Source organism: Xanthomonas sp. AM6 (assembly GCF_025665335.1).
Lineage (GTDB): Bacteria > Pseudomonadota > Gammaproteobacteria > Xanthomonadales > Xanthomonadaceae > Xanthomonas_A.
Genome location: NZ_CP106869.1, coordinates 1,534,692 through 1,558,048, shown reverse-complemented (window position 1 = coordinate 1,558,048; position 23,357 = coordinate 1,534,692). Strand labels below are relative to the sequence as shown.

Genomic DNA, 23,357 nt, shown 5'->3' with positions numbered 1-23,357 from the left:
GTTGCAGCGGCGGCACGCGCATGCTGAGCGGGCACGCGGCGAACCTCGCCACCTGGAGCATCTGCGCGCTGGCCACCGTCGGAGTGATCGCGCGGCCGTTCAAGCTGCCCGAGGCGCTGTGGGCGGTGGGCGGCGCGCTGCTGCTGATGGTGCTCGGGCTGATGCCCGGCATCGACGCCTGGCGTGCGGTACTGAAGGGCTACGACGTCTACCTGTTCCTGATCGGGATGATGCTGCTGTCGGAAACCGCGCGCGCCGAAGGCCTGTTCGACTGGGTGGCGATGCATGCGGTGAACCTGGCCAAGGGCTCGCCGCGGCGCCTGTTCGCGCTGGTGTTCGGGGTCGGCATCGTGGTCACCGCGTTCCTGTCCAACGACGCCACCGCGGTGGTACTGACCCCGGCGGTGTACGCCGCCGCGCGCAAGGCCGGGGCCAAGCCGCTGCCACTGCTGTTCGCCTGCGCGCTGATCGCCAACGCCGCCAGCTTCGTGCTGCCGATCTCCAATCCCGCCAACCTGGTGCTGTACGGCGGCACCATGCCGACGCTGGGCGCGTGGATGGCGGCGTTCGCGCTGCCGTCGCTGCTGGCGATCGGCGTCACCTTCGGCATGCTGTACTGGGCCGAGCGCAAAGACCTGCGCGGGCGCTGCGCCGAGCGCGTGGACACGGTGCCGCTGCGCCGCGGCGGCGCCTTCGCGCTGGCCGGCATCCTCGCCACCGCGGCGCTGCTGGTCGGCGTCTCCGCGCTGGGCCTGGACCTGGGCCTGCCCACCTGCCTGGCCGGCCTGGCCACGCTGGCGGCGGTATGCCTGGGCGGCCGGCGATCGCCGCTGCCGCTGGCCAGGGCGGTGTCGTGGGCGGTGCTGCCGCTGGTGGCCGGGCTGTTCGTGCTGGTCGAGGCGCTGCAGCGCACCGGCATCATCGGCTTGCTCGCGCAGGAGCTGGCCGATGCCGCCGCGCAGTCGCCGGTGGCGACCGCCGGCGCGTCGGGCGCCCTGTTGGCCTTCGCCTCCAACCTGATGAACAACCTGCCGGCCGGGCTGATCGCCAGCACCACCGTCGCCCAGGCGCATCCGCCGCAACTGGTCGTCGACGCGCTGCTGATCGGCGTGGACCTGGGGCCGAACCTGTCGATCACCGGCTCGCTGGCCACCATCCTGTGGCTGACCGCGATCCGCCGCGAAGGCGAGGACGTGGGCTTCTGGCGCTTCCTGAAGGTCGGCGCGCTGGTGATGCCGCCCGCCCTGCTGTGCGCGCTGGGCGCGCGCCTGCTGCTGGGCTGAGCGGCCCCACCGCTTTTCTGCAGGAGCGGCTTCAGCCGCGACGAACGGAGCCAGGTGCTTTCCGTTCTCGCAAAAAACCCGGCGTCCTGCTGGCCTGATCGTATTTCCCCGCCTTCCGGTCGCGGCTGAAGCCGCTCCTACAGAAAGCGGGTTCCCTGCCCTGCCCTAGCCGCGCAGCCGCCGCGCCACGCCGCTGACCAGCGCGATGGCCGCGGTCAGCGCGGCCATCGACAGGAACTGCGCGCGGGTGTCGGCCGAGGCCACCAGCAGGCCGAAGATCAGCGCCAGGATCGCCAGCGCCAGCACGGTCAGCACCGGATAGCCGCGCATGCGGAACGGCAAGCGGGTGCCGGCGCGGTCGGCGCGCGCGCGCAGGATCAGCTGCGACAGCAGCGAGATCGTCCACACCAGCAAGCAGGTCGCGCCGACGATGTTCAGCAGCACCGGCAGCACCCGGTTCGGATACAGGAATTCCAGCACCGCGGCGACGAAACCGAACAGCACGCTGGCCAGCACCGCCAGCAGCGGCACCTGCTGGCGGCTGGTGAAGGCCAGCGCGCGCGGCGCCTCGCCGCGCTGCGCCAGCGAAAAGATCATCCGCGAGGCGCCGTACAGGTTGGCGTTGAGCGCTGACAGCAGCGCGATCACCGCGATCAGGGTGATGCCGGTGGCCGCGCCGGGGATCCGCGCGGTCTGCAGCACCGCGGCGAACGGCGAACTCAGCGCCTCGCTCTGCCACGGCACCACCGCGATGATCACGCTCAGCGAGCCGATGTAGAACACCAGGATGCGCCAGGCCACGGTGCGGATCGCGCGCGCGATGCTGCGCTCCGGATCGGCGGTCTCGGCCGCGGCCACCGCCACGATCTCGGTGCCGCCGAACGCGAACACCACCACCAGCAGCGCCGCACCGATACCGGCGATGCCCTTGGGCGCGAAACCGCCGTTGCCGGTGATGTTGGACCAGCCCGGCGCGGCCACGTTCGGCAGCCACCCGGCGAGCAGCGCCACGCCGATCAGGATGAAGCCGACGATCGCCACCACCTTGAGGATCGCGAACCAGAACTCGAATTCGCCGAAATTGCGCACGCCCAGCAGGTTGATCGCGGTGAACGCGGCCATGAACACCACCGCGACCAGCGGCACCGGCAGCGCCGGCCACACCGTGGCCAGCAGGCCGGCCGCGCCCACCGCCTCGGCGGCGATCACGATCACCAGCTGCAGCCACCACAGCCAGCCCACCGTGGCCCCGGCGGTGGCGCCCATCGCGTCGGCGGCATACACCGAGAACGCGCCGCTGGCCGGCTTGGCCGCGGCCATTTCGCCCAGCGCGTTCATCACGATGATCACCAGCGCGCCGGCGACCAGGTAGGAAATCAGCACCGCCGGCCCGGCCGCATGCACGCCCACGCCCGACCCCAGGAACAGCCCGGCGCCGATCGCGCTGCCCAGGCCCATCATGATCAGTTGCCGCGGTTTCAGCGCATGGCGCAGCGCGGGCGTGGCGGACGTGGCGGCGGGACCGGGAGGCAGGGACGGATGCGGCATCGGGATGGTCGAGAGCAGGAATCCCGACACGATACCGTGCGCGGTGGCGGCGTGCGCGTCCGCCGTTTGTCGGCACGGGCGGACGGGCCACGCCGGGCGCGATTCGCGGCCGATCGCGCCGCCTGCCGGCCGCCGGCGATGCAACGACACCGCGTGCGCGTCGACGGCACGGCCTCGAGCGCGTGGCCAGTGCCCTGCCCCATCGCGAGCCAGCGTCGCGCAGCGAGCGCATCACGCCCCGGACGTGCGAGGCCTGGCTACGTCCTCGCCTCCCCTGCTCCGCCTGCAGACCACGCATCGCCAAGCCGCCGCCATGCCCGGCGTAGCGGACGACAGGAGGTACGGAGATACAAAACAAGAAATTCTTGGCCTCTGTGCCGCTAAGTCTTTGATTTTGGATATTGACAGCGATACTAACGTCAGAAATACTGAACTTGCGTCGAATTGGAAGCCCGTCCCGACGACCGCCGCACCGCCGCGCATGGCGTTGCCCCGGTCGCGCTGCGACCCCTCCACCCGCACGCGTGATGGCAGGCCGGGAGACGGCCTGCACCGAGCGGCCCGGCCGGAAAGGACCACGGCTGCCGCCCGGCCCCTGGCGCAACGGTCCGCTGCATCCAGACAATCCAGACAAGGAGAGACACCCATGTTCAAACCCCTGTTGACCCTGGCCGTCCTGGCCGCCGCGTTCGCGGCGGCGCAGACCCATGCCGCCGGGCAGAAGCTCGAAGCGAACGACGTCGTCCAGGGCATGGGCGAGCGCGTTCCGGCCGGCAAGAAGAACGTCAGCCTGTCGCCGCTGTTCAAGGTCTATACGTTCGAGAAGTCCGGGCTGAAATTCGCCCAGATCAACTCGTCGAAGGACGAGGTGATCACGGTACTCGCGATCACCCCGGGCGCCGAATCGCGCCTGCCGATCGGCCTGGCCGCCGAAGAGCAGCTGATCGCCGTCAACGACGAGAAGGACCGCCCGCTCGGCATGGTCACCGCCGCCGCGAGCTGCCCGTGCAGCGCCACCGTGGTCTACCAGGACGCCAACCAGATGATCGTCGTGGTCTACGGCTCCAATGGCGAGTACATCACCTCGTACGTGCTCCCGCGCACCAAGGCGCCGAGCGCGCCGCAGTAACCCGGCTCACCTGCACCTGCACCAGCGCCGCGGCCGGCGACGGCCGCGGCGTTTTCGTTCGGGCCCAGCCGCGCGGATGCGAAAAACCGCGAACACGCGATCCGTCGCCGCGTGTGCCATGGGCCGCCGCAAAGGCGTGCCAACGCTGCAGGTACGCGAACGCTGCCAGATGCATGCATCGGCGTCGCGGCACGGGCGGCCGCATCGGCGGCGGCGCCGGCTCAGTGCAGCTGGTTTCCCGACAGGACCTGTTGCACCACCAGCAGCGCCGGATCGCGGGCATCCACCTGCTGCAGGCGCTGCTCCAGCTCCTCGCTGCTCAGCACGCCTTCGCGATGCAGCCATTTGAAGCGGTTGCGGCGCTGCTCGGGATGCTCTTCGGCGAGCATGACGTCGTACTCGCGCCGCAGGTAGTCGGCGCGGCGCTGTTCGATCTGCGCGACGATGCGCTCGCCGTCCGCATTCCTGATCACCAGCAGATCGCCCTTCCCGGTCGGAATGATCAGGTAATGGGTCACCACGAGATGATAGGCGGCATAGCACATCATGCCGATCCACAGCCAGAAGGAAGGCGTGAACGCATGGGCTTTCAAGGAGGCCATCACCGTCAGCACCAGCCCCAACACGCCCCACAGCATGCCGGCATTGCGCAGCCACTGGTTGCGCTCGGTCAGCGTCTGGCGGTCGCGGCCGATGTCGCCGTAGCCCACCGAGAAACTGCGGCTGCCGGAGCCGTCCTGCACCGAATAGTGCAATTCGTCGTCGCCGAAGACATAGCCGATACGGTTCGAAAAACGGCGTTGCTTGATTTCCACGATCGTCCCTTGATCTGCGACGCCCGCCCCCTGCCGGCGTCCCCGCGGCAAATATAGCCAAAATCGCAGCGCTCCGGCGCCGGCCGCGACGTTCGCGTCGGCGTGCCGGTAGCGCCCAGGCATTCCCAGGCGGCGCCCGCATGCCATCAGGGCCTCGGCGGCGCTGGAGAGGCAAAAGCAGCAGCTACGCCCGCCGGCATCGCCGCGGCAGGCCAGGGCGAAGCCCGCTGCACTGCGCGACGCCATGGCGGAACGTCGCCGCCCGGCGCCCACGCGACGTGCTAAGGCCCGGCCGGCCCCGCGTACGACGGGTGGGATTGCGCCTGCGCACGGTTCTGCTCGTCGTACGCCCGCACCAGGTTGTGCTGGTCGGTCTGATAGACGGTCTCGCGCATGTCCGGCGCCGGTGCATTCGCATCCACCTGTGCACGGAAGCCCGGGGTCCTGCCGCTGATGAAGATCTGGTCGTTGTGCAGCGTCGCCGCGCCGAACTGGTCGCGCTCGATGCCCTCGGACTTGGCCGCCAGCATCGCCTGCGCGACCTTGGTATCGGAGACCTGGGCGGGCAGTTGCGCGCGCAAGGCGTCGAAATACGCGCGATCCTGATGCCCGGGCGGGAACCGATCCTGCGCCTGATCCTGCAACCGCGAGACGTCGCGGTTGATGCGGTCCACGTCGCTGCCGGTGACCAGGTCGCGCTGCGGGTCGCCCTGCGCCAGCTGCAGGCGCGGATCTTCCGGATACAGCTGGCGCAGGCGCGGATCGGACAGGCCGGTGGCCAGCTCGCCGTTGCGCAGCGCCGCGTAGGCACGCTGGGCCAGGTCGGGAGCGTCGGCGGCGGCATCGCCGAGGCGGCGGCCGGCCTCGTTGTTCCACAGGTCCATGCGGTGTTCGTACGGATCGTTGGGATGCGCCGCGCCGATCTCCGCGTCGTTGCCGAAATGGCGCGCGACCCACTGCATGCCGCCGGCGCTCTGGGTGACGCGGCCGCTGGTATAGGCGTGGCGGAACGCATCGAGCGCGTCGTTGTGGCCTTGCGCGGCGAAGCTGCCGTCGGGCCGCCTGGCCAGCGGCGTGCCGCTCAACTGTTCGTAGTACCGATAAGCTTCCTGCTCGATCTCCCGCTTGGCGCCTTTCGGGTCGGTGATGTCCACCATGGCTAGCCTCCCTGGCGGCTCTTCTGGAATTCCACCGGGCCGGCGTACCCGGGGTACTTCTTCCTGACCAGGATCCGGTCACCCGGGCCAAGGCAGGCATCCTCCAGCGAATCCTGCACGTGGCCTTCGTCGACGAAGAACTCCTCGTAGGGCAGCGACAGCACGCGCTCGTCGCCGTCCACGGTGAACTTCAGCAGCAGCGCGTCGTCGCGCTCGAAACACAGGCGCTGCCACGGGAATGCGGTGAGCGCCGAGGCAGGCACCTCCACGGCGTCCCTGCCGCCCAGCAACGTGGCGACATGCTGCGCGAATTGCTCTTTGGAAAGCGGCGGATCGGCCATGACGCATCCTGCGGTCGAGACGAGAGAAAGGATCAGCAAGGCGGCGCGGCGCAATCGGCGCATCGGCATTCGCAGGCCTGCAGCGCCTACGACGCGGCAGCGCACGCGCAGTGCGATGGAGCTGGCGTCGGACATGGGACGTGGCTCCTTCCGCCGTCGATGGCCCATTCTGGGAGATCCATGCGCCCGGCTCAAGTGCGCAGGCCGCGGCTTGGAAAGCGCATCCCGATGGTGGCGTGCGAGTCCGCGGCGAACGCTGCGCACGCAGGCGCCCCGGTTGCCCGGAACGCCCCCAGGGTGGACGGGTGCGCTACTCGGCCAGATTGGTGCCGGCGCCGGCCGTCGCGATCACCTTGGCCTTGACCTGCGCGGCCGGGATCGCGGTGTACAGGTAGCCCAACGGCTCGGGGAACACCTTCGACGAGATCCAGGTGGTGGCGTTGGCGTAGGGCTTGCTGGTGCTCTCGGGCACGGTCCAGGTGATGCCGCTGCCGACATGGTTGTTGACCAGGTCCCAGTAGCCGATCGCGGTGCTGTCCCGCGAGGTCACCGGGTTCTTGGCGTTCTCGAAGTAATTGGCCTCGATCAGCGCCACCCCGCCCATGCGCACGTTGATGCCGGAGGTGAGCACGTTGTTGAAGTAGTTGTTGTAGATGTGGCTCAGCCCGCGGCGTTGCAGCGGCAATCGCGATTCCACGTTCTCGAAGCGGTTGTGGTGATAGGTCGTGCGCGCGGCGGCGTTCTTGGTGTCGTTGTCGCTGTAGCCGTTGAGCGCGACCTTCTGGTAGTCGTGCACGTAGTTGTACGACACGGTGACGTGGTGGACGCCCTTCTTCATGTCGATGCCGCCGTCGAAGGAGGCGTCGCCGGCGCCGGCGCACTTGGTCAGCGAGGCGAACAAGGTGTTGTGGTCGACCCAGATGTTGGACGGCTCGCCGGTGGAATTGCCCTCCAGCGAGATCGAATCGGCGTCCTCGCCGCCGCGCAGCAGGCCGATGGTCATGTTGCGGATGATGATGTTGTGCGCATTGCCCACCACCCACAGGCCGAAGTTCGCCGACGAGCCGTTGGCGCCCTGGATGGTGATGTTGCTCTTGTTCTTGATCTGCACGGTCCTGGCCGGCAGCTGCCACTGCGCGCAGACGTCGCCGATGCTGGCGAAGTTGAATTGGCCGGTGTAGTTCAGCACCAGGCCGCCGCTGCCGGAATGGTTGTCGATCGCGGCCTGCATCGCCTCCATCGTGGCGACGTTGATCGGGATCGCGTTGCCGCCGCCAGTGGTGGCGGCGCCGTAGCCGACCGGGCCGGCGACGGCCGGGGCTGCGCAGAAAACCAGGGCAAGCGCGAGCGTGCCCTTGAGTGGCTGGATGTTCATCAGACTCTCCCATCTTGCAGCGATAAGTGCGTGCGCCCGGCGCGGGATGCGACGGGCGATGGCACGGGGCGTGGGGCCGGGCGCAGTCTTCGCCCGAGCCGGCGCAGGGCGCAATCGCTCAAATCGGGAAGCTAGATCCGCAGCTACGATCGCGCTGCAGGACATGCGAAACAGACACGAACGGACAGATGGAGACAGACAACGACAGACGAAGACAGGCGTCCGCAACGCGATCGCGCGCGACGCTGCAGCCGTGCCAGATACGACGAAGAACCGCGACGCAGCGTCGTGCGCACGCCGCTCTGCGCCAGCGGCCGAGCGCGCTCGCTCAGCGATGGAGACAATCGCGCGTCATCGCCACGCCTGCCTTGCATGCGGCCGATGTTGCGCGTGCAGCATGGACAGGCGCACGCGATGCCGGCCCGCCTTCATCGCCAACGACGCCCGGACGCTCGAGAACGCTACGGGCCGGCCGGTGCCGGCGTGATCCTGCCGTGCTCGCGCGCCGCCCACGCCGCGCGCTTCTGCGCGGACCCGAGCAGCGTGGTGGCACGGCTGTTGTGCGGCCGTGCGGTGTAGAGGATCCACTTGGGCAATCCGGGCAGGGCTGCATCGGCGTACGCGGCGCGCCCGTGGTCGAAACGCAGCAGGCGATAGACCCAGAACAGGTGCGGTTTGCGGTCGCGCGTCGACGACGCTCCGGCCCAGACCGGCACCAGCTGCAGCAGTCCGCAGCCGGTGCGGTGCGGCAACGCCCGGTAATCGTCGGCGCTGGGTTCGTGGGTCTCCACGTCGATCGACCGATAGCCATTGCCGTCGGACAGCATCACCCGGCGCCAGGCGTTGCCGCCGGCCAGGCCGACCCCGCCGCTGCCGAGGGTGACGACGAAATCCGGCCGTCGGTCGTGGTTGAGATCCGCCGTTTCCACGCCATGGAACCCCATCTGCGCGCCGCGCAAGGCGACCGGCGCGACCAGGGCGCGATCGTGCGCATCGAACAGCTGCAGCATCGGCATCTCGGTGAAATCGAGCTGCAGGCGGATGCCCGCATGGCGGTAGGTCGAGAGCCCGTCCCAGCGCATCTCGCCGCCATCGGCCGGCGCCAGCGCCTGGACCTTGCATGCCGCGCTCGGCGGCGTGCCGGCCCAGGGCGGGTACTGCGGATGCCAGGCGCTGGCGAGCGGTGCGGCCGTCAGCAGGCACAGCGCCACGGCGATGCGCCAGGCGCGCGCGCGCCATCGCGCCGCGCGTACGCGTGGCAGCGCGGCCACGCCGGATGCAGCGGCCGCGGCGGCGATACCGACACTGGCTGGCAAGATCCTTCTCCCTGCTTGTAGGTGCACGGGCGCGTGCGGCGCGGCACGATCGCCGTGCCAGCGGCACGGCGCAAGCGGCGCGCAGCCGCCAGGCGCCGACGATCCGCGCGGCTCAGCTCACCGCATCGATCCGGTTGTCGCGACGATCGGCGTCGGGCAGTGTGTGCTCGGGGTCCAGGGTCACGTGCAGCACCTTCTGCGTGCTCGGCACGCGGATCTGCGGCTGGGTCTGCTGCAGCCAGGTTTCCACCGGCACGCGCTGGTCGAGGTGGCTGCCGTCGGCGAAATCGACACGCAGCGTCGCCGGCATCACCAGTTTCTGCCTGCTCTGCAAGGTCACCAGCAGGCCCTTGGCCGGGTCGTGCGCGACATAGCGGGCCGCGCGCACGCCCATGTCCAGTTGCCAGTTGTTGAGGTACCAGCCGCGCCACCACCACGCCAGGTCCTCGCCGGACTCGCTCTCCATCAACCGGAAGAAATCCGACGGCGTCGGATGCTTGTACGCCCAGGTGGCGATGTACTTGCGGAACGCGGGGTCGAAGCGCGCCGGGCCGAGGATCTGTTCGCGCAGCAGCACCAGGCCCAGCGCGCCCTTGAAGTAGGTCAGCGGGTGCCGGTAGGTCTCGCTGGTGGCGTCGGCGCGGTCGAGCAGGGTCGGCGCCCGTGCGTCGGCCAGCAGCGGCAGGATCTCGTCGACCGGATTGCCGCCCTTGGGCGCGTACTCGCTGTCGCGCTTGGGCGCGAACTCGCCGTGGTTGATCGCGTCGGAGGCGTAGACGTCGATGAAGGTGTTGAAGCCTTCGTCCATGAACGCGTCGCGGCGCTCGTTGGAGCCGACGATCATCGGGAACCAGCCGTGGCCCAGTTCGTGCGCGGTGATCCAGAACAGGTCCTTGCCGCCATCGCGCATGTCGTCGAACACGATGCCCGGATATTCCATGCCGGCGCCGTGGCCGCCGAGGTTCACCGCCACCGGCCACGGGTACGGGTACCACTGCGAGAAGTGCTCGATCGCCGCCTTGACGAACTCGGTGGAGCGGTCCCACTTGTCGGCGCCGACGCCTTCGCGCGGATACACCGACATCGCCAGCGCATGCCGGCCTTCCGGCAGGTTGATCCGCGCGGCGTCCCAGACGAACGCCGGCGAGGCGGCGAAGGCCACGTCGCGGGTGTGCGCCATGTGGAAGCGCCAGGTCTGGGTGCCGCTGGCGGTCGGCCGGCTGGCCGCATCGCCGATCTCGGCGGCGCTGCGGATCGCCACGGTGCGGTCGCTGGCCGCGGCCTGGGCCAGGCGCTGGCGCTGCGTGGCGGTCAGCACCTGCGCCGGATTCGCCAGTTCGCCGGAACCGGCGACCAGGTAGTTCCACGGCACCGTCACCGCATAATCGAAATCGCCGTATTCCAGATAGAACTCCGCGCCCAGGTAGGGCTGCGTGTCCCAGCCGCGCTGGTCGTCGTACACCGCCATGCGCGGATACCACTGCGCGATCTCGTAGATGTCGCCGTCGCCGGTCGCGGTGATCGCGGTGCGTCCGCCCCAGGTGCCGGGCACCGTGTAGGCGTAGTCGATGTGCAGCTTCAGCGTCTTGCCGCCGCCGGCCAGCGGCTGCGGCAGGTCCACGCGCATGCGCGTGTCGTCGACCAGGAACGTGGCCGGCATGCGCTTGCCGTCCTGCTCCACGTCCACCTTGGCGATGCGGTAGCCGTCGGTGGCCGGCGACGGGCGATCCGGCTGCCCGGCACGCATGCTGCGGGCGCGCGCGTCGGCGCGGTAGATGTTCTGGTCCAGCTGCAGCCACAGCACGTCCAGCGTGTCCGGGCTGCGGTTGCTGTAGGTGATGGTTTCCTGGCCGCCGAGCGTGCGCGTGGCCGGATCGATCGTGGCGTGCAGGTCGTAGTCGGCGCGGTTCTGCCAGTACAGCGGCCCGGGCACGCCGCCGCCGCTGCGATAGGCGGTGGCCGGCTGCGGCAGTTGCAGCGGGGCGAACAGGGCCAGCGGGTCGTAGCCGCTGGCGGCGGCGGGCGCGGCGGTGGCCGGCGCGGCGGTGGCCGGCGCGGCGGTGGCCGGCGCGGCGGCGCGGGCCTGGGCGAGGACGAGGAGCGAAGCGCAAGCCGCGGCGAAACCGGCGCGGCGCAGGACAGGAATCATGGAGGCGTCCGTGGGGGGATCGCCGCCGATGGTAGGCCGAATCGTGGCGATGCGGATGTGCCGGCAGGCACCCTCGCGCGGCGCCGGTCGCACCTGCGCGAAGGCCACCGCCGCGCGCGTCGCCTCGGCGCCGATCACACCACGCGCACCCCGTGCCGGTTCAGTTCCGGGCGATTCCAGAAGGCATCGTGCTCGAAGCGCGCGAACAGGTCCGGCGGCAGGATGGTGGCGCGTGCGACCGGTTCGACCCTGGCGCGCACGTCGTGCAGGCCCGGCGTGCCCGCGCGGCGATCGAACTCGCGCGCGTCGTATTCGACGCGCGCGAAGTCGTGGCGGTAAGCAGGCTCGCCGAGGAAATCGTAGATCGCCGCAAGCGTGCGTTCCGGGTCGGCGCTCAGCGATTCGTAGCGCACCAGCAGCAGGCGCGCGGCGTCCTCGCCATAGAACGCTTCCTTGAGCGCGTCGTAGGCATAGCCGACCATGCCGTCGCTGGCGGCCAGGCCGTTGGCGCGGGTGTAGACGGTGCCGCCCGGCGCGTACTGGAAGATCGACGACGGGCTGAAGGCGTTGCGCCGCACCAGGCACTCGATGCTGTCGATGATCCACGGCAGCTCGCGCACGCAGGCGATCACCCGGCTGTCCGGGAACAGCGCGCGCAGTGCCGGCATCCGTGCGCACCAGGTGCGGTTGCTGTCGAACACCACCTCGGCGGGCCGTTCGGCATAGAAGCTGTCGAACAGGCCGCGCAACACGCGCTGCCGCGCCGGGTCGTCGATGAACACCGAGAACTCGTTGCGTTCGCTCATCTCCGCCAGCAGCGCGCCGAACATCCCGGCCAGCGGGCTGGACATGCCAGCCTGGAAACGCGGGTTCTGCCGCAACAGGGCCGACAGCAGGGTGGAACCTGCGCGCGGCAATCCGGAAATGAAATGGAAGCGTGGCATCGGCGAATCCTGGAACCCGGAGGCGGTGGCGTGCCGGCAGGCAGCGGCCGGACAGCGATTGTCGGCAGCGCAAGGGTACGTCTTCAAGCGCCCCGCCGCTGCATGACCCGCGTGCGCTTCCGCGCTTGCCGCGGCGCGCCCATGCACTGGCGCACGCGCCCGGCGCTATTTATGATCCGCGCAGTGGTCGGCCGTCCGGCATGCACCGCGCGCGCAGCGCCCATACCGGCTGGGGAGTCGGATGGCACCATCGGGGAGAGGGAACACGTGAACCGTATCTATCGCTTGGTATGGAACCGGGCGCTGTGTGCGTACCAGGTCGCTTCGGAACTGGTTGCCGCGCCGCAGGCCGCGGGCGCGTCGCGCGCCGCACGCGCGCTTCGGCACGCGCCCTTGAGCCGCGGCATCCTGCGCGCCTTGTGCCTGCCGCCGCTGTGCCTGGCCGCCCTGGCCTGCCCGAACGCGGACGCGGCGACCTATACCGTGACCAACGGCAACGCCAGCGGACCGGGCAGCCTGTACGACGCCTTGCAGCAGGCCAATCAGGACAACAGCTCGCCCAGAATCATCGTCGATCCGGGCGTCACCGAAATCGCCGCGGGCGCCCTCCTGCCGGTGCACCAGGGGATCGAACTGCGCACCAGCAACGACCTGGTGATCCTGGGCATCGTCAGTGCGACCCAGCAGTTGCGCGTCGTCGGGTCCAGCGCCCATACGGTCACCTTCAGCGGCAACGGCAGCCAGTTCACGCAAAGCATCGTGGCGACGGCCGGCACGCTCGCGCTGGGCAACGGCAGCGGGGCGATGGCCTTGTTTGGCATCGACGGCGCAGGTGGCGCCGATGCAACGGCGCCGGGCCAGACCGGCGGCAACGCCAGTGGCGGCAGCTACGCAGTGTTCGGGTCCACCAACACGTCCTTGAGCGTGGGCGCCGGTACGTCGTTGCGCGGTGGGTTCGGCGGCGCTGGCGGCGCCGGTGGTGACGGCGGCCCTGGTCATTACGCCACCGGCGGCGGCGCCGGCGCCAGCGGCGGCGGCGGGCTGCTGCTCCAGGACGGCGACCTGGGCAACCTCGGCAGCATCGCTGGCGGCAACGGCGGCAATGGTGGCGTTGGCGGCAGCTACACCGCCAATTCCGGCGGCTACGCCATCGCCGGCGCCGGCGGCATCGGCGGCAGCGGCGGGTCGGGGATGAACATGCTGCGGGCCACGGCGAGCAACGTCGGCACCATCAGCGGCGGCCGAGGCGGCACGGGCGGCGACGGCGGGAGGATGGGATACATGCAGCCGCCCATCGACGGCGGCGGCACCGGCGGCTACGGCGGCACTGGGGCCTTGGTCAGCCAGAGCCAATTGAGCAATGCAGGCACGTTGCGTGGCGGACGCGGCGGCTACGGCGGCACCGGCGTCCAGGGCTATTACGGCAACGGCGGCACCGGCGGTACGGGTGGCATCGGCGGCGCGGGCGCGCGCCTGTTCGGCAACAGCAGCACCGCAGCGTCGCTGGTGAACACGGGCAGCATCGTCGGCGGCAATGGCGGCATCGGCGGCAACGGCGGCACGACCGATTCCCCGGGTTTCACTCCGGGCAGTGCCGGCGCCGGCGGGGCCGGCGGGGTCGGGGTGCGCAGCGACGGCGCCGCCACGCTGGTCAATGCCGGCAGCATCGCCGGCGGCCGGGCCAACGGCGGATCCGGCGCGCAGGCCAATGCGGTGGAACTGTATGGCAGCAACAACCGGGTGACCCTGCAAGCGGGCTACAGCTTCGTCGGCAACGTGGTGAACGCCGGCACCGGCGCGACGCTGGCGCTGGGCGGCGCCGACGACGGCACGTTCGACGTCTCGCGCATCGTGGCCGCGGCCGGCAGCTACGACGGCGCCGTGCGCTACGTGGCGTTCCAGCAATTCGCCAAGTCCGGCAGCGGCATGTGGACCCTGTCCGGCACCACCGCGGCCACCACGCCGTGGACGGTCGAACAGGGCACGCTCGCGATCGCCGCCGACGCCAACCTGGGCGCCGCGGCGTCCACCGTCACGCTGCAGAACGGCGCCGCACTGGCGTTCGCGGCGGCCGACGTGAACCTGGAGCACGGCCTGTCGGTGCAGGGGACAGCGATGCTCCGCAACGGCGCATTCGCTGCCGTCGTCGGCAGCGCCGTGAGCGGCAACGGCAGCACGCTCGCGCTGGACGGAAGCGGTGCGCTCCGCTACACCGGCACCTCGACCGGAGTGAACTGGCAGACCGGTGCGGGCGCGTTCACCGTCGACGGCGCCATCGCCGGCCTGGACACCAACGGCGCCCTCGGCGGTACCGCGGCGAGCGTGCAAGGCGCCGGCGCCCTGCAGGTGACCGCGCAGGGAACGCTCACCGGCGGCTACAGCACGCTGGGCACGACCGGCGTCGGCGGCACAGCGGTGCGCGTGACCAACGGCAGCGGCGTGGCCACGATCGACAACGCCGGCAGCATCGTCGGCGGGCATGGCGGCTACGCCAGCGGCGTGCAGAACTACGGGATCGGCGGCATCGGCCTGCAGGCAGGCACGGCGGCCGTCATCAGCAACAGCGGCACCATCCGCGGCGGGCGCGGCGGCATCAACGGCGGCGGCGGCCAAGGCGGCACCGGCGTGGACATTGGCAACAGCGGCAGCACCCGCTCGGTGTTGACCAACCTCGGCGGCGGCCTGATCGAAGGCGGCTACGGCGGCGCGCCGGGCAGCGGCGACATCGGCGGCATCGGCGTGCAGGCCAGCGGCAACGTACTGATCGACAACCGCGCCGGTGCCGTCATCCGCGGCGACGACGGCGGCAGCGCCAACCTGGCTTTCCTGAGCCGCGACGCGATCCATGCCGTCAACGGCGTGACCATCGAGAATGCGGGCACCATCGCCGCCAGCGGCGCTTCCAACGTCGGCCGCGCGCTCGCCGGCACTGCGATCAGCGTGCACAACGCGCTCGGCGGCCTGATCGTGGGCGGCAACGGCACCGGCGGCGCCGCGGCCGGTGGCGTCGCGTTGCAGCTGACGCAATCGTCTACCGCCAATGCCGGGCGCATCCTCGGCGGCGCCGGCGGAAGCGACGGCGGCGCGAGCGCGGCGGCCGGTGCGGCCGGCGGCGATGCCGCGCTGCTGGGCGGCGGCGATCTGGCCAACAGCGGCGAGCTGATCGGTGGCGACGGCGGCGCCGCCAATGCCGTGGCCGGCGGCGCGGGCGGCCGCGGCGGCGCCGGCGCGACCCTGGTCCAGGCGACGCTGCGCAACACCGGCGCCATCGTCGGCGGCAGCGGCGGCGCCGCGACGCTCGATGGCAGCGGTGGCAGCGGCGGCCATGGCGTGGTCGCGACCGGCAACAGCCTCATCGTCAACGCCGGACGCATCGCCGGCGGCGCCGGCGGCAGCGGCATCGACGGCAACGGCACCCAGGGCCATGCGCTCGACCTCGACGGCGGCGGCAACACCGTGCGCGTGGAAGCCGGCGCCACGTTCGACGGCCTGGTGGTCAGCCGCAGCGGCAGCCAGAACGGGGATACGCTTTCCCTGGGCGGCGATGCCAGCGCCAGCGGCGGCAACCGCTTCGACGTCGGCCAGATCGGCGCGGCCGGCGGCACGGCACAGTTCCAGGGCTTCGCCGGGTTCGACAAGACCGGCGCCAGCGACTGGACCCTGACCGGCACCACCCAGGCGCTGACGGCATGGACCGTGCGCCAGGGCACGCTGTCGATCGCCAGCGATGCCAGCCTGGGCGACGGCAGCGGCGTGCTGACCCTGGACGGCGGCACGCTGCGCGCGATCGCGGCCTTCGACGCGGCGCGCGCGATCGTGCTCGGCAGCGGCGGCGGCAGCCTCGACACCAACGGCAATGCGGTGACGCTGGACGGCACGCTCTCGGGCACGGGCGGCTTCGCCAAGACCGGCGACGGCACCCTGATCCTCAACGGCGCGAACACCTTCGGCGGTCCCACCCAGGTGCAGCAAGGCATGCTGGAGATCGGCGACGCGCTGCACGCCAGCGCGCGCCTGGCCGGCGACGTCGCCATCGCCGGCGCCGGCGCGCTGCGCGGCCACGGCACGATCGGCGGCAGCGTCGTCAGCCGCGGCCTGGTGTGGCCGGGCGCGTCGATCGGCGTGCTGACGATCGAAGGCGACTACACGCAGCAGGCCGACGGCGTGCTGCGCATCGACGTGACCCCGACGGCCGCCTCGCAACTGGTGGTACTCGGGCAGGCCAACCTGGCCGGCACGCTCAGCGTGCTGTACGCGCCGGGCACCTATGCCAGCAGCCGTTTCAGCCTGCTGCAGGCCGGCAGCGTCAGCGGCAGCTTCGACCGGGTCGAGAGCAACGGCAACCTGCCCGGCACCCTCACCTCGCGCGTGGAATACGCCGCCGACGGCGTCGGCCTGGTCCTGGCGGCGGCCACCTCGCCGCCGACGGTCCCACCCACCGTTCCTCCCACCGTGCCGCCGACCTCTCCGCCCACGGGACCGACCAGGGTGGCGCCGCTGGACGGCAGCCTGTTCGCGAACGTGATGCGCGCCGGCGGCATCGCCTCGCGGCGCGCGCTGGGGACCATGCTCGACGCCGCCGGCGATGGCTGCGACGTCGCCGCCGCGGCCCGGCCGCGCGAACTGGCCTGCCGGGGCGATGCCTGGGTGCGGATCGGCGGCGCGGCGCTGGCGCTGGACGGCGGCGATGGCCTGCATTCGGACAGCCGCAGCGTGCAGGCCGGCGCCGGCCGCACGTGGGACACGGTGCGCATCGGCATCGCCGCCGGCAGCGAGCGGCTCGACAGCGACGATCCGAGCCATGGCCATGGCCGCACGCACCGCGCGCACGCGGGCCTCTACGCCGCCGCGCCGCTGGGCGCGCTGATGCTCTCAGCTTCCGCCGACGCGGCGCAGGACCGCTACCGGCTGCGCCGTGCGACCGGGCTGGGCGAGGCGGTGGCGCGTCCGGATGGGCGCACCCTGTCGGCGGCAGTGCAACTGCGCTGGCCGTTGCCGACCGAGCGCGGCGCGTTCAGCCCGCGCATCGGCGTGTTCTACCAGCACCAGCGCCTGGACGCGTTCGACGAGACCGTGGCCAGTGCCGATCCGCTCGCGCCGGCGTTCGCCCTGCGCGTCGCACGCGACAGCCATGTGGCGCTGCAACCGTATCTCGGCGTGTCCGCCGACCGCGCTTTCGGAAGCGGTCGCGTACGCTACGTCGCCTCGCTGGACCTGGACTATCGCCACGACATGCGCGATCCGTCGCCCGAGGTGCTGGCCACGTCCCAGGACGGCACCCGGTTCGCGCTCGGCGGCGCCGACACCGGCCGCAACCAGGCGACCGGCAGCCTGCGCCTGGCCGCGCAGGTCGGCGATGCATGGGAGGCGTCCCTGGATTATCGCGCGCTGCACGCCAGCGGACTGCACGACAACGCGCTGGCGCTGGGTTTGAGCGCGACCTGGTAAGGCAGGCCGGGCGACTGCCCGGCAAGAGCGATGGCGTACCGCGCTGCCGGCACGCGTTGCGCCGCATGCCGGCGGTGCCGCGCAGCGACGCTCCGCCCCGCGGCCTGCGGCGGGCAGCGCGCTGCCACCGACGCCGCGCGCGGAAACCGTCACGCGCGCGAACGGGGCCGCTTGCCGGTCGCAGCGAACACCGCGTGCACCTTCGCCATGGATGGGCCTATCGCGCGCAGCCGCGCGACCACGTGCGGCGAACGGCTGCCGGCAACAGCCAGTCCAGCCGCCCCATTTGCGGACAGCGAGGATGCCGGCACGCCCTTCGCTGCGCGCCGGCGGCACTCAGCCGAGCAACGTCTCCAGCACCGCCATGCGCACCGCCACGCCGTTGGCGACCTGGCGCAGGATGCACGACTGTGCGCCGTCGGCGACCTCGTCGGTGATCTCCACGCCGCGGTTGATCGGGCCCGGATGCAGCACCACCGCGCCGGGCGCGGCGCGGCGCAGGCGTTCGGCGGTGAGACCGTACTGCGCGTGGTAGCCCTCCAGCGAGGAAACCAGGCCTTCCTCCATGCGCTCGCGCTGCAGGCGCAGCATCATCACCGCGTCCACGCCCTCGAGCATGGCGTCGAAGTCGTCGCCGACCACGCAGCCGTCCAGGGTGCCGTCGTCGGGCAGCAGCGCCCGCGGGCCGCACACGCGCACCTCGCCGGCGCCGAGCGTGCGCAGCGCGTGCAGGTCCGAGCGCGCCACGCGCGAATGCTTGACGTCGCCGACGATGACCAGCTTGAGCTTGGAGAAATCGCCGCCCTTGGCATGGCGCAGGGTCAGCATGTCGAGCAGGCCCTGGGTCGGATGCGCGCTGCGGCCGTCGCCGGCGTTGATCAGCGCGGTGCCCTCGCCCGCCGCCTCGGCCAGGCGCTCGACCGCGCCGTCCTCGGGATGGCGCACGACGAAGCCGCGCACGCCCATCGCCTCCAGGTTCTTCAGCGTGTCGCGCGCGGTCTCGCCCTTGCGCGTGGACGAGGTCGAGGCGTCGAAGTTCAGCACGTCCGCGCCGAGCCGCTGCGCGGCCAGCTGGAACGAGCTGCGGGTGCGCGTGGACGGCTCGAAGAACAGCGTGCACACCGCGGTGCCGGCCAGCACATTGCGCTTGCCGACCCGGCCCACCGCCGCGTCGCGGATCTGCCCGGCGCGGTCCAGCAGTTGCAGCAGGGTCGCGCGCGGCAGGCCTTCCAGGGTCAGCAGGTGGCGCAGGCGCCCGTTCGAATCGAGTTGCGGGTCAGTCATGGCGGGTCCGAGGCAGGGAATCAGGAAATGGGCGTGGCGTCGTCGGGCGCGGCCAGCCAGCGCTCGATGATCACCGCGGCGGCGACCGCGTCCAGCGCGGCGGCGTCGCGGCGGCGCTTGCGGCCTTCGGCGCGGTCCACGGCGAAGCGCTTGGCGGCCTCCACCGAACTGGAGCGCTCGTCGACCAGCACCACCGGCAACTTGTAGCGCGCGCCGAGTTCGCGGGCGAAGGCGTGTGCGCGCTTGCGGTTGGGTTGGTCGGCGCCGTCGAGGGTCAGCGGATCGCCGACCACCAGGCCGTGCGGGCGCCACTCGGCATGCAGGCGGTCCAGCGCCGGCCAGTCCGGGCCGTGCGCGTGCACGTCGACCACGGCCAGGGCGCGCGCGCCGCTGCCGAAGCTGCTGCCGACGGCCACGCCGATGCGGCGGTTGCCGACGTCGAAGCCGAGCACGGTGCCGTCGCGGCGGATGCTGCCGGCGGCGGCGCCGTCCGCGGCGGGCGCGCCGGGCTCAGGCATGCCCGCTGTAGTCGGTGAGGCGGAACAGGTCCACGCCGATGCGGCCGGCGGCGGTCTGCCAGCGCCGCTCCAACGGCAATTCGAACAGCAGTTCGGCATCGGCCGGCGCGGTCAGCCAGCTGTTCTCGCCCAGCTCGTACTCGAGCTGGCCGGCACCCCAGCCGGCGCAGCCCAGCGCGACCACCGCGTTGCGCGGACCGTCGCCGCGGGCCATCGCCTCGAGCACGTCGCGCGAGGTGGTCAGGAACAGGCCATCGCCGAAGGCCAGGCTGGAATCCCAGGCGCGCTCGCCGTCGTGGATCACGAAGCCGCGCTCCGGATGCACCGGGCCGCCGCTGAGCACCACCTGCTCGCGCAGGCTCTCGTCGATGGTGTCGATGCCCATCTGCGCCAGCACCTCGCCCAGCGTGTACTCGGAGGCGCGGTTGACCAGCACGCCCATCGCGCCGTTCTCGTCGTGCTGGCAGATCAGGGCCACGCCGCGCGCGAAGTTGGGATCGGACAGCGCCGGCAGCGCGATCAGCAGTTGGTTGGCCAGGGGGGTAGGCAAAGCGGACATGGCCCCATTCTATCGCCCCTCCCGCGCCGGCGCTGCGCCGGGCCGGAATGGGCTGCCATAATCGCCGCGATCGCGCGCCGCCGCGCCGCCAAGGAAGCCGTCCCGCATGGAAACCGTCCCCGACCTGCCGCGCCGGACCCGCGCCTTCATCGTCCTGGTGGCCCTGCTGCAGGGCGCACTGATGTACCTGGCCCAGCGCGGCGCCGAGACCGGGCTGTGGCCGTTCGCGGCACTGGGCGGGCGGGTGTGCTGGTACACCCTGGTGCTGACCGTGCCGACCCTGACCCTGCTGTCGGTGCGGCACCTGAACGATCTGCGCCTGTGGCAGCACGTGATCGCGCTGGCGCTGCTGGTGACGGGGCTGTCGGCCTGGGCGGCGTGGAGCGCCACCGGCGCGCCGGGGCTGCGCAGTTCGGAAGTGCTGGCCCCGTTCGGGGTGGCGATCGCGCTGGGCATGTTCGTGCTGCTGCCGTGGCTGCAGGGCCGGCTGCAGCACGGCAGCTGGCGGGTGCCGTACCGCGACCTGTTCGAGCATGCCTGGCAGAACGCGCTGACCCTGGCCCTGGCCGGGCTGTTCGTCGGCATCTGCTGGCTGGTGCTGAGCCTGTGGGGCGCGTTGTTCGCGCTGGTGAAGCTGACCTTCTTCCGCGAGCTGTTCCACGAGACCGCCTTCATCTACCTCGCCACCGGCATCATGTTCGGCCTGGGCCTGCTGATCGGCCGCACCCAGCAGCGCGCGGTGCAGGTGATGCGGCAGATCCTGTTCGCGATCTGCACCGGGCTGCTGCCGCTGCTGGCGTTCGTGGCGGTGCTGTTCGCGCTGAGCCTGCCGTTCACCGGGTTGCAGCCGCTGTGGGAGACCCGCGCCGCGGCCAAGATCCTGATCGCGCTGGTGGCGGCGCTGGTGCTGTTCGTCAATGCCGTGTACCAGGACGGCGCGGCCACGCCGCCGTATCCGCACTGGCTGCAGCGCCTGATCGACGCCGGCCTGCTGAGCCTGCCGCTGTACGCGCTGCTGGCGCTGTACGCGCTGTGGCTGCGCATCGACCAGTACGGCTGGAGCGCGGACCGCTTCAACGGCACGCTGGTGGCGATCGTCGCCTGCGGCTACGCGTTCGGCTATGCGTGGGCGGTGCTGCGCCCGGGCGGGCATTGGCTGCGGCCGTTGGCGCCGGTCAACCGGGTCATGTCGTGGGCGGTGATCGCGCTGGCGCTGGCCACCGCCTCGCCGCTGCTGGACCCGCACCGCATCGTGGTCGGCAACCAGTTGCAGCGCCTGGCCGACGGCCGCAGCAGCGCCGCGGCGCTGGACCTGTACTACCTGCGCTTCGACAGCGGCCGCCGCGGCTACCGGGCGGTGCAGTCGCTGCGCGAGGCGCCGGCCTTCGCCGACGATCCGGCGCAAGGCGACCGCCTGCAGCGCATCCTGCAACGCACGCAACGCTGGGGCGACGAGCGCGGCGAAGCGCGCGAGCGCATCGCCGACCCGGTACAGCTGCGCCAGCACATCCCGCTGGCGGCCGGCAGCGCCGATCCCGGCAGCGACTGGTGGCAGGCGCTGCTCGCCGGGCAGTTGCACGATGGCGACTGCCGGCAGCGCGACAGCCGCTGCGCGCTGCTGCTGCGCGACCTGGACGGCGACGGCAGCGAGGACACGCTGCTGTGCAACGAGAACGAGACCTACGGCATGGAGTGCCGCATCCACGCGCGCAGCCAGGACCGCTGGCAGGATGCGGCGCGCGTGCATTTCTTCGCGCGCGACGCGAAGCGCCAGGATGCGCTGCTGGACGCGTTGCAGGCCGGCAAGCTGGAATTGGCGCCGCGGCGCTGGCCGGACCTGAAACTGCCGGAGGCGCAGCGCGCCGAGATTTCCCCCGAACACAAAGACCAGGACGACTGACGGAGCCGGCACGCCATGACCACGTATTGCGACATCGCCCCCGGCCACCCCTTGCACGGCCCCTACCACGACGACGAATACGGCGTGCCGCAGCGCGCCGAAGCCGATCTGTTCGAGCGCCTGGTGCTGGAGATCAACCAGGCCGGGCTGAGCTGGGAGCTGATGCTGAAGAAGCGCGCCGGCTTCCGCGCCGCCTACGCCGGGTTCGACGTGGACACCGTCGCCGCGTTCGGCGAGGCCGACGTGCTGCGCCTGCTCGCCGATCCGGGCATCGTCCGCAACCGGCTCAAGGTGCAGGCCGCGATCCACAATGCCCAGGTGATCCAGGGCCTGCGCGCATCGCATGGCGGCTTCGCCGCGTGGCTGGACGCGCACCATCCGCGCGACAAGGCCGACTGGATCAAGCTGTTCAAGCGCACCTTCCGTTTCACCGGCGGCGAGATCACCGGCGAATTCCTGATGAGCCTGGGCTACCTGCGCGGCGCGCACCGCGAGGACTGCCCCGCGTTCGCGCGCATCGCCCGGCTCGATCCGGCATGGATGCGCGGCGCGTGAGCGAACGCGCGGCGCATCGCGCAGGCGCACGCCGCCCGTAGGCGCATTCGGCAGCCCAGGCGCGCGCGGTTCGACGCCGCCTTGCCACGGCATGCACGGCGCTTGAACGCCGCGGCCGGCATGGTCGGCGCATGGCCCTGCGTATCGGCATTTCCGGATGGCGCTATCCACGTTGGCGCGGCGTGTTCTACCCGTCCGACCTGGTGCAGCGCCGCGAGCTCGAGTACGCCGCGCGCTGCTTCCGCTCAGTCGAGCTCAACGGCTCGTTCTACTCGCTGCAGACGCCGAAGAGCTACACCGCCTGGCACGACGCCACGCCGCGCGACTTCGTGTTCGCGGTCAAGGGGCCGCGCTTCGTCACCCACCTCAAACGGCTGCGCGACTGCGAGCAGCCGCTAGCCAACTTCTTCGCCTCCGGCCTGCTCGGCCTGGGACCGAAGCTGGGGCCGCTGCTGTGGCAGCTGCCGCCGTCGCTGGCCTTCGACCATGCGCTGCTGGACGAGTTCCTGTCGTTGCTGCCGCGCACCAGCGAGGCCGCGCTGGCGCTGGCCGAAAAGCGCGACGCCGCGCGCATGCGCACGCGCAGCCTGCTGAGCATCGACCGCAACCGGCGCCTGCGCCATGCGCTGGAAGTGCGCCATCCCAGCTTCGCCACGCCCGAGGCGATGGCGTTGCTGCGCAAGCACCGCGTGGCCGTGGTGCAGGCCGACACCGCCGGCAAATGGCCGTACCTGGAGGACGTGACCGCCGATTTCCTGTACCTGCGCCTGCACGGCGACGCGCAGCTGTACGCCAGCGGCTACAGCGACCAGGCGTTGGATACCTGGGCCGCGCGCATCGACGCCTGGCACCGCGGCGGCGAGCCGGCCGACGCGCAACGCGCCGGCCCGGCGGCCGCGCGTCGCGCGCGCCGCGACGTGTACTGCTATTTCGACAACGACATGAAGGTGCACGCGCCGTTCGACGCGCGGCGCCTGGCGCAGCGCCTCGGCATCGCGACGCCATGCCCGGCGCGCGAGGACGGCGACGACTGAGG

The 23,357-nt window shown here is 71.5% G+C and carries 17 protein-coding genes; 6 read left to right on the top strand and 11 right to left on the bottom strand.

Annotation, left to right across the window (positions count from 1 at the left end; translation table 11 throughout):
- Window positions 1-20 precede the first annotated feature (20 nt).
- A complete protein-coding gene (locus tag OCJ37_RS06370; protein WP_263112835.1) occupies window positions 21-1,283 on the top strand; it encodes an arsenic transporter in 1,263 nt (420 codons plus the stop codon).
- Between the two features lie 165 nt (window positions 1,284-1,448).
- Here OCJ37_RS06370 and OCJ37_RS06365 read toward each other — a convergent pair whose 3' ends face one another.
- Window positions 1,449-2,831, bottom strand: coding sequence for an amino acid permease (locus OCJ37_RS06365; RefSeq protein WP_263112834.1), 1,383 nt, complete (start codon window positions 2,829-2,831; stop codon window positions 1,449-1,451).
- A gap of 646 nt (window positions 2,832-3,477) precedes the next feature.
- Here OCJ37_RS06365 and OCJ37_RS06360 point away from each other — a divergent pair.
- Window positions 3,478-3,960, top strand: coding sequence for a hypothetical protein (locus OCJ37_RS06360; RefSeq protein ID WP_263112833.1), 483 nt, complete (start codon window positions 3,478-3,480; stop codon window positions 3,958-3,960).
- A 221-nt stretch (window positions 3,961-4,181) separates the two neighbouring features.
- On the opposite strand, the gene OCJ37_RS06355 is transcribed toward OCJ37_RS06360, so the two are convergent.
- The 7 genes from OCJ37_RS06355 to OCJ37_RS06325 form a co-directional block, all read right to left on the bottom strand.
- Window positions 4,182-5,021 carry a hypothetical protein gene (locus tag OCJ37_RS06355; protein ID WP_263112832.1) on the bottom strand — a complete coding sequence of 280 codons (840 nt, stop codon included), beginning with the start codon at window positions 5,019-5,021 and terminating at the stop codon, window positions 4,182-4,184.
- Window positions 5,022-5,056: 35 nt separating this feature from the next.
- Entirely contained in the window at window positions 5,057-5,932 is an 876-nt protein-coding gene (locus OCJ37_RS06350; protein ID WP_263112831.1) for a DUF6973 domain-containing protein, read from the bottom strand.
- Between the two features lie 2 nt (window positions 5,933-5,934).
- Complete coding sequence (locus OCJ37_RS06345; RefSeq protein WP_263112830.1) at window positions 5,935-6,408, bottom strand: hypothetical protein; 474 nt, start codon at window positions 6,406-6,408, stop codon at window positions 5,935-5,937.
- Between the two features lie 175 nt (window positions 6,409-6,583).
- Window positions 6,584-7,648 (bottom strand): pectate lyase family protein, encoded by a 1,065-nt coding sequence (locus OCJ37_RS06340; protein ID WP_263112829.1) that lies wholly within the window; start codon window positions 7,646-7,648, stop codon window positions 6,584-6,586.
- Window positions 7,649-8,109: 461 nt separating this feature from the next.
- On the bottom strand, window positions 8,110-8,964 hold the full coding sequence (locus OCJ37_RS06335) for a hypothetical protein (RefSeq protein WP_263112828.1): 855 nt from the start codon (window positions 8,962-8,964) through the stop codon (window positions 8,110-8,112).
- Between the two features lie 112 nt (window positions 8,965-9,076).
- Window positions 9,077-11,113 (bottom strand): M1 family metallopeptidase, encoded by a 2,037-nt coding sequence (locus tag OCJ37_RS06330; protein WP_263112827.1) that lies wholly within the window; start codon window positions 11,111-11,113, stop codon window positions 9,077-9,079.
- A 134-nt stretch (window positions 11,114-11,247) separates the two neighbouring features.
- Window positions 11,248-12,057, bottom strand: coding sequence for a sulfotransferase family protein (locus OCJ37_RS06325; RefSeq protein WP_263112826.1), 810 nt, complete (start codon window positions 12,055-12,057; stop codon window positions 11,248-11,250).
- Window positions 12,058-12,198: 141 nt separating this feature from the next.
- Between OCJ37_RS06325 and OCJ37_RS06320 the strand changes: the two genes are divergently transcribed.
- On the top strand, window positions 12,199-17,505 hold the full coding sequence (locus tag OCJ37_RS06320) for an ESPR-type extended signal peptide-containing protein (protein WP_263112825.1): 5,307 nt from the start codon (window positions 12,199-12,201) through the stop codon (window positions 17,503-17,505).
- A 336-nt stretch (window positions 17,506-17,841) separates the two neighbouring features.
- Here the strand turns inward: OCJ37_RS06320 and OCJ37_RS06315 are convergent, their stop codons facing one another.
- Genes OCJ37_RS06315 through OCJ37_RS06305 form a run of 3 tightly spaced genes read right to left on the bottom strand, consistent with a single transcriptional unit; the run spans window position 17,842 to window position 19,866 of the window.
- Entirely contained in the window at window positions 17,842-18,789 is a 948-nt protein-coding gene (locus OCJ37_RS06315; RefSeq protein WP_263112824.1) for an aspartate carbamoyltransferase catalytic subunit, read from the bottom strand.
- Window positions 18,790-18,809: 20 nt separating this feature from the next.
- Window positions 18,810-19,307, bottom strand: coding sequence for a Holliday junction resolvase RuvX (gene ruvX / locus OCJ37_RS06310; protein WP_263112823.1), 498 nt, complete (start codon window positions 19,305-19,307; stop codon window positions 18,810-18,812).
- Window positions 19,300-19,866 (bottom strand): YqgE/AlgH family protein, encoded by a 567-nt coding sequence (locus OCJ37_RS06305; RefSeq protein WP_263112822.1) that lies wholly within the window; start codon window positions 19,864-19,866, stop codon window positions 19,300-19,302. The genes ruvX and OCJ37_RS06305 overlap by 8 nt, the downstream gene beginning before the upstream one ends.
- A gap of 106 nt (window positions 19,867-19,972) precedes the next feature.
- Here OCJ37_RS06305 and OCJ37_RS06300 point away from each other — a divergent pair, with 106 nt between their 5' ends.
- The 3 genes from OCJ37_RS06300 to OCJ37_RS06290 all read left to right on the top strand — a co-directional run bounded on the left by OCJ37_RS06300 (window position 19,973) and on the right by OCJ37_RS06290 (window position 23,355).
- The gene (locus tag OCJ37_RS06300) at window positions 19,973-21,766 is read left to right on the top strand and encodes a DUF4153 domain-containing protein (protein WP_263112821.1); all 1,794 of its coding nucleotides are present in this window, start codon (window positions 19,973-19,975) and stop codon (window positions 21,764-21,766) included.
- 15 nt (window positions 21,767-21,781) lie between these two features.
- Window positions 21,782-22,321: a DNA-3-methyladenine glycosylase I gene (locus OCJ37_RS06295; protein ID WP_263112820.1), complete on the top strand. Its 540-nt coding sequence runs from the start codon at window positions 21,782-21,784 to the stop codon at window positions 22,319-22,321.
- 131 nt (window positions 22,322-22,452) lie between these two features.
- Window positions 22,453-23,355: a DUF72 domain-containing protein gene (locus OCJ37_RS06290; RefSeq protein WP_263112819.1), complete on the top strand. Its 903-nt coding sequence runs from the start codon at window positions 22,453-22,455 to the stop codon at window positions 23,353-23,355.
- Window positions 23,356-23,357: the final 2 nt, after the last annotated feature.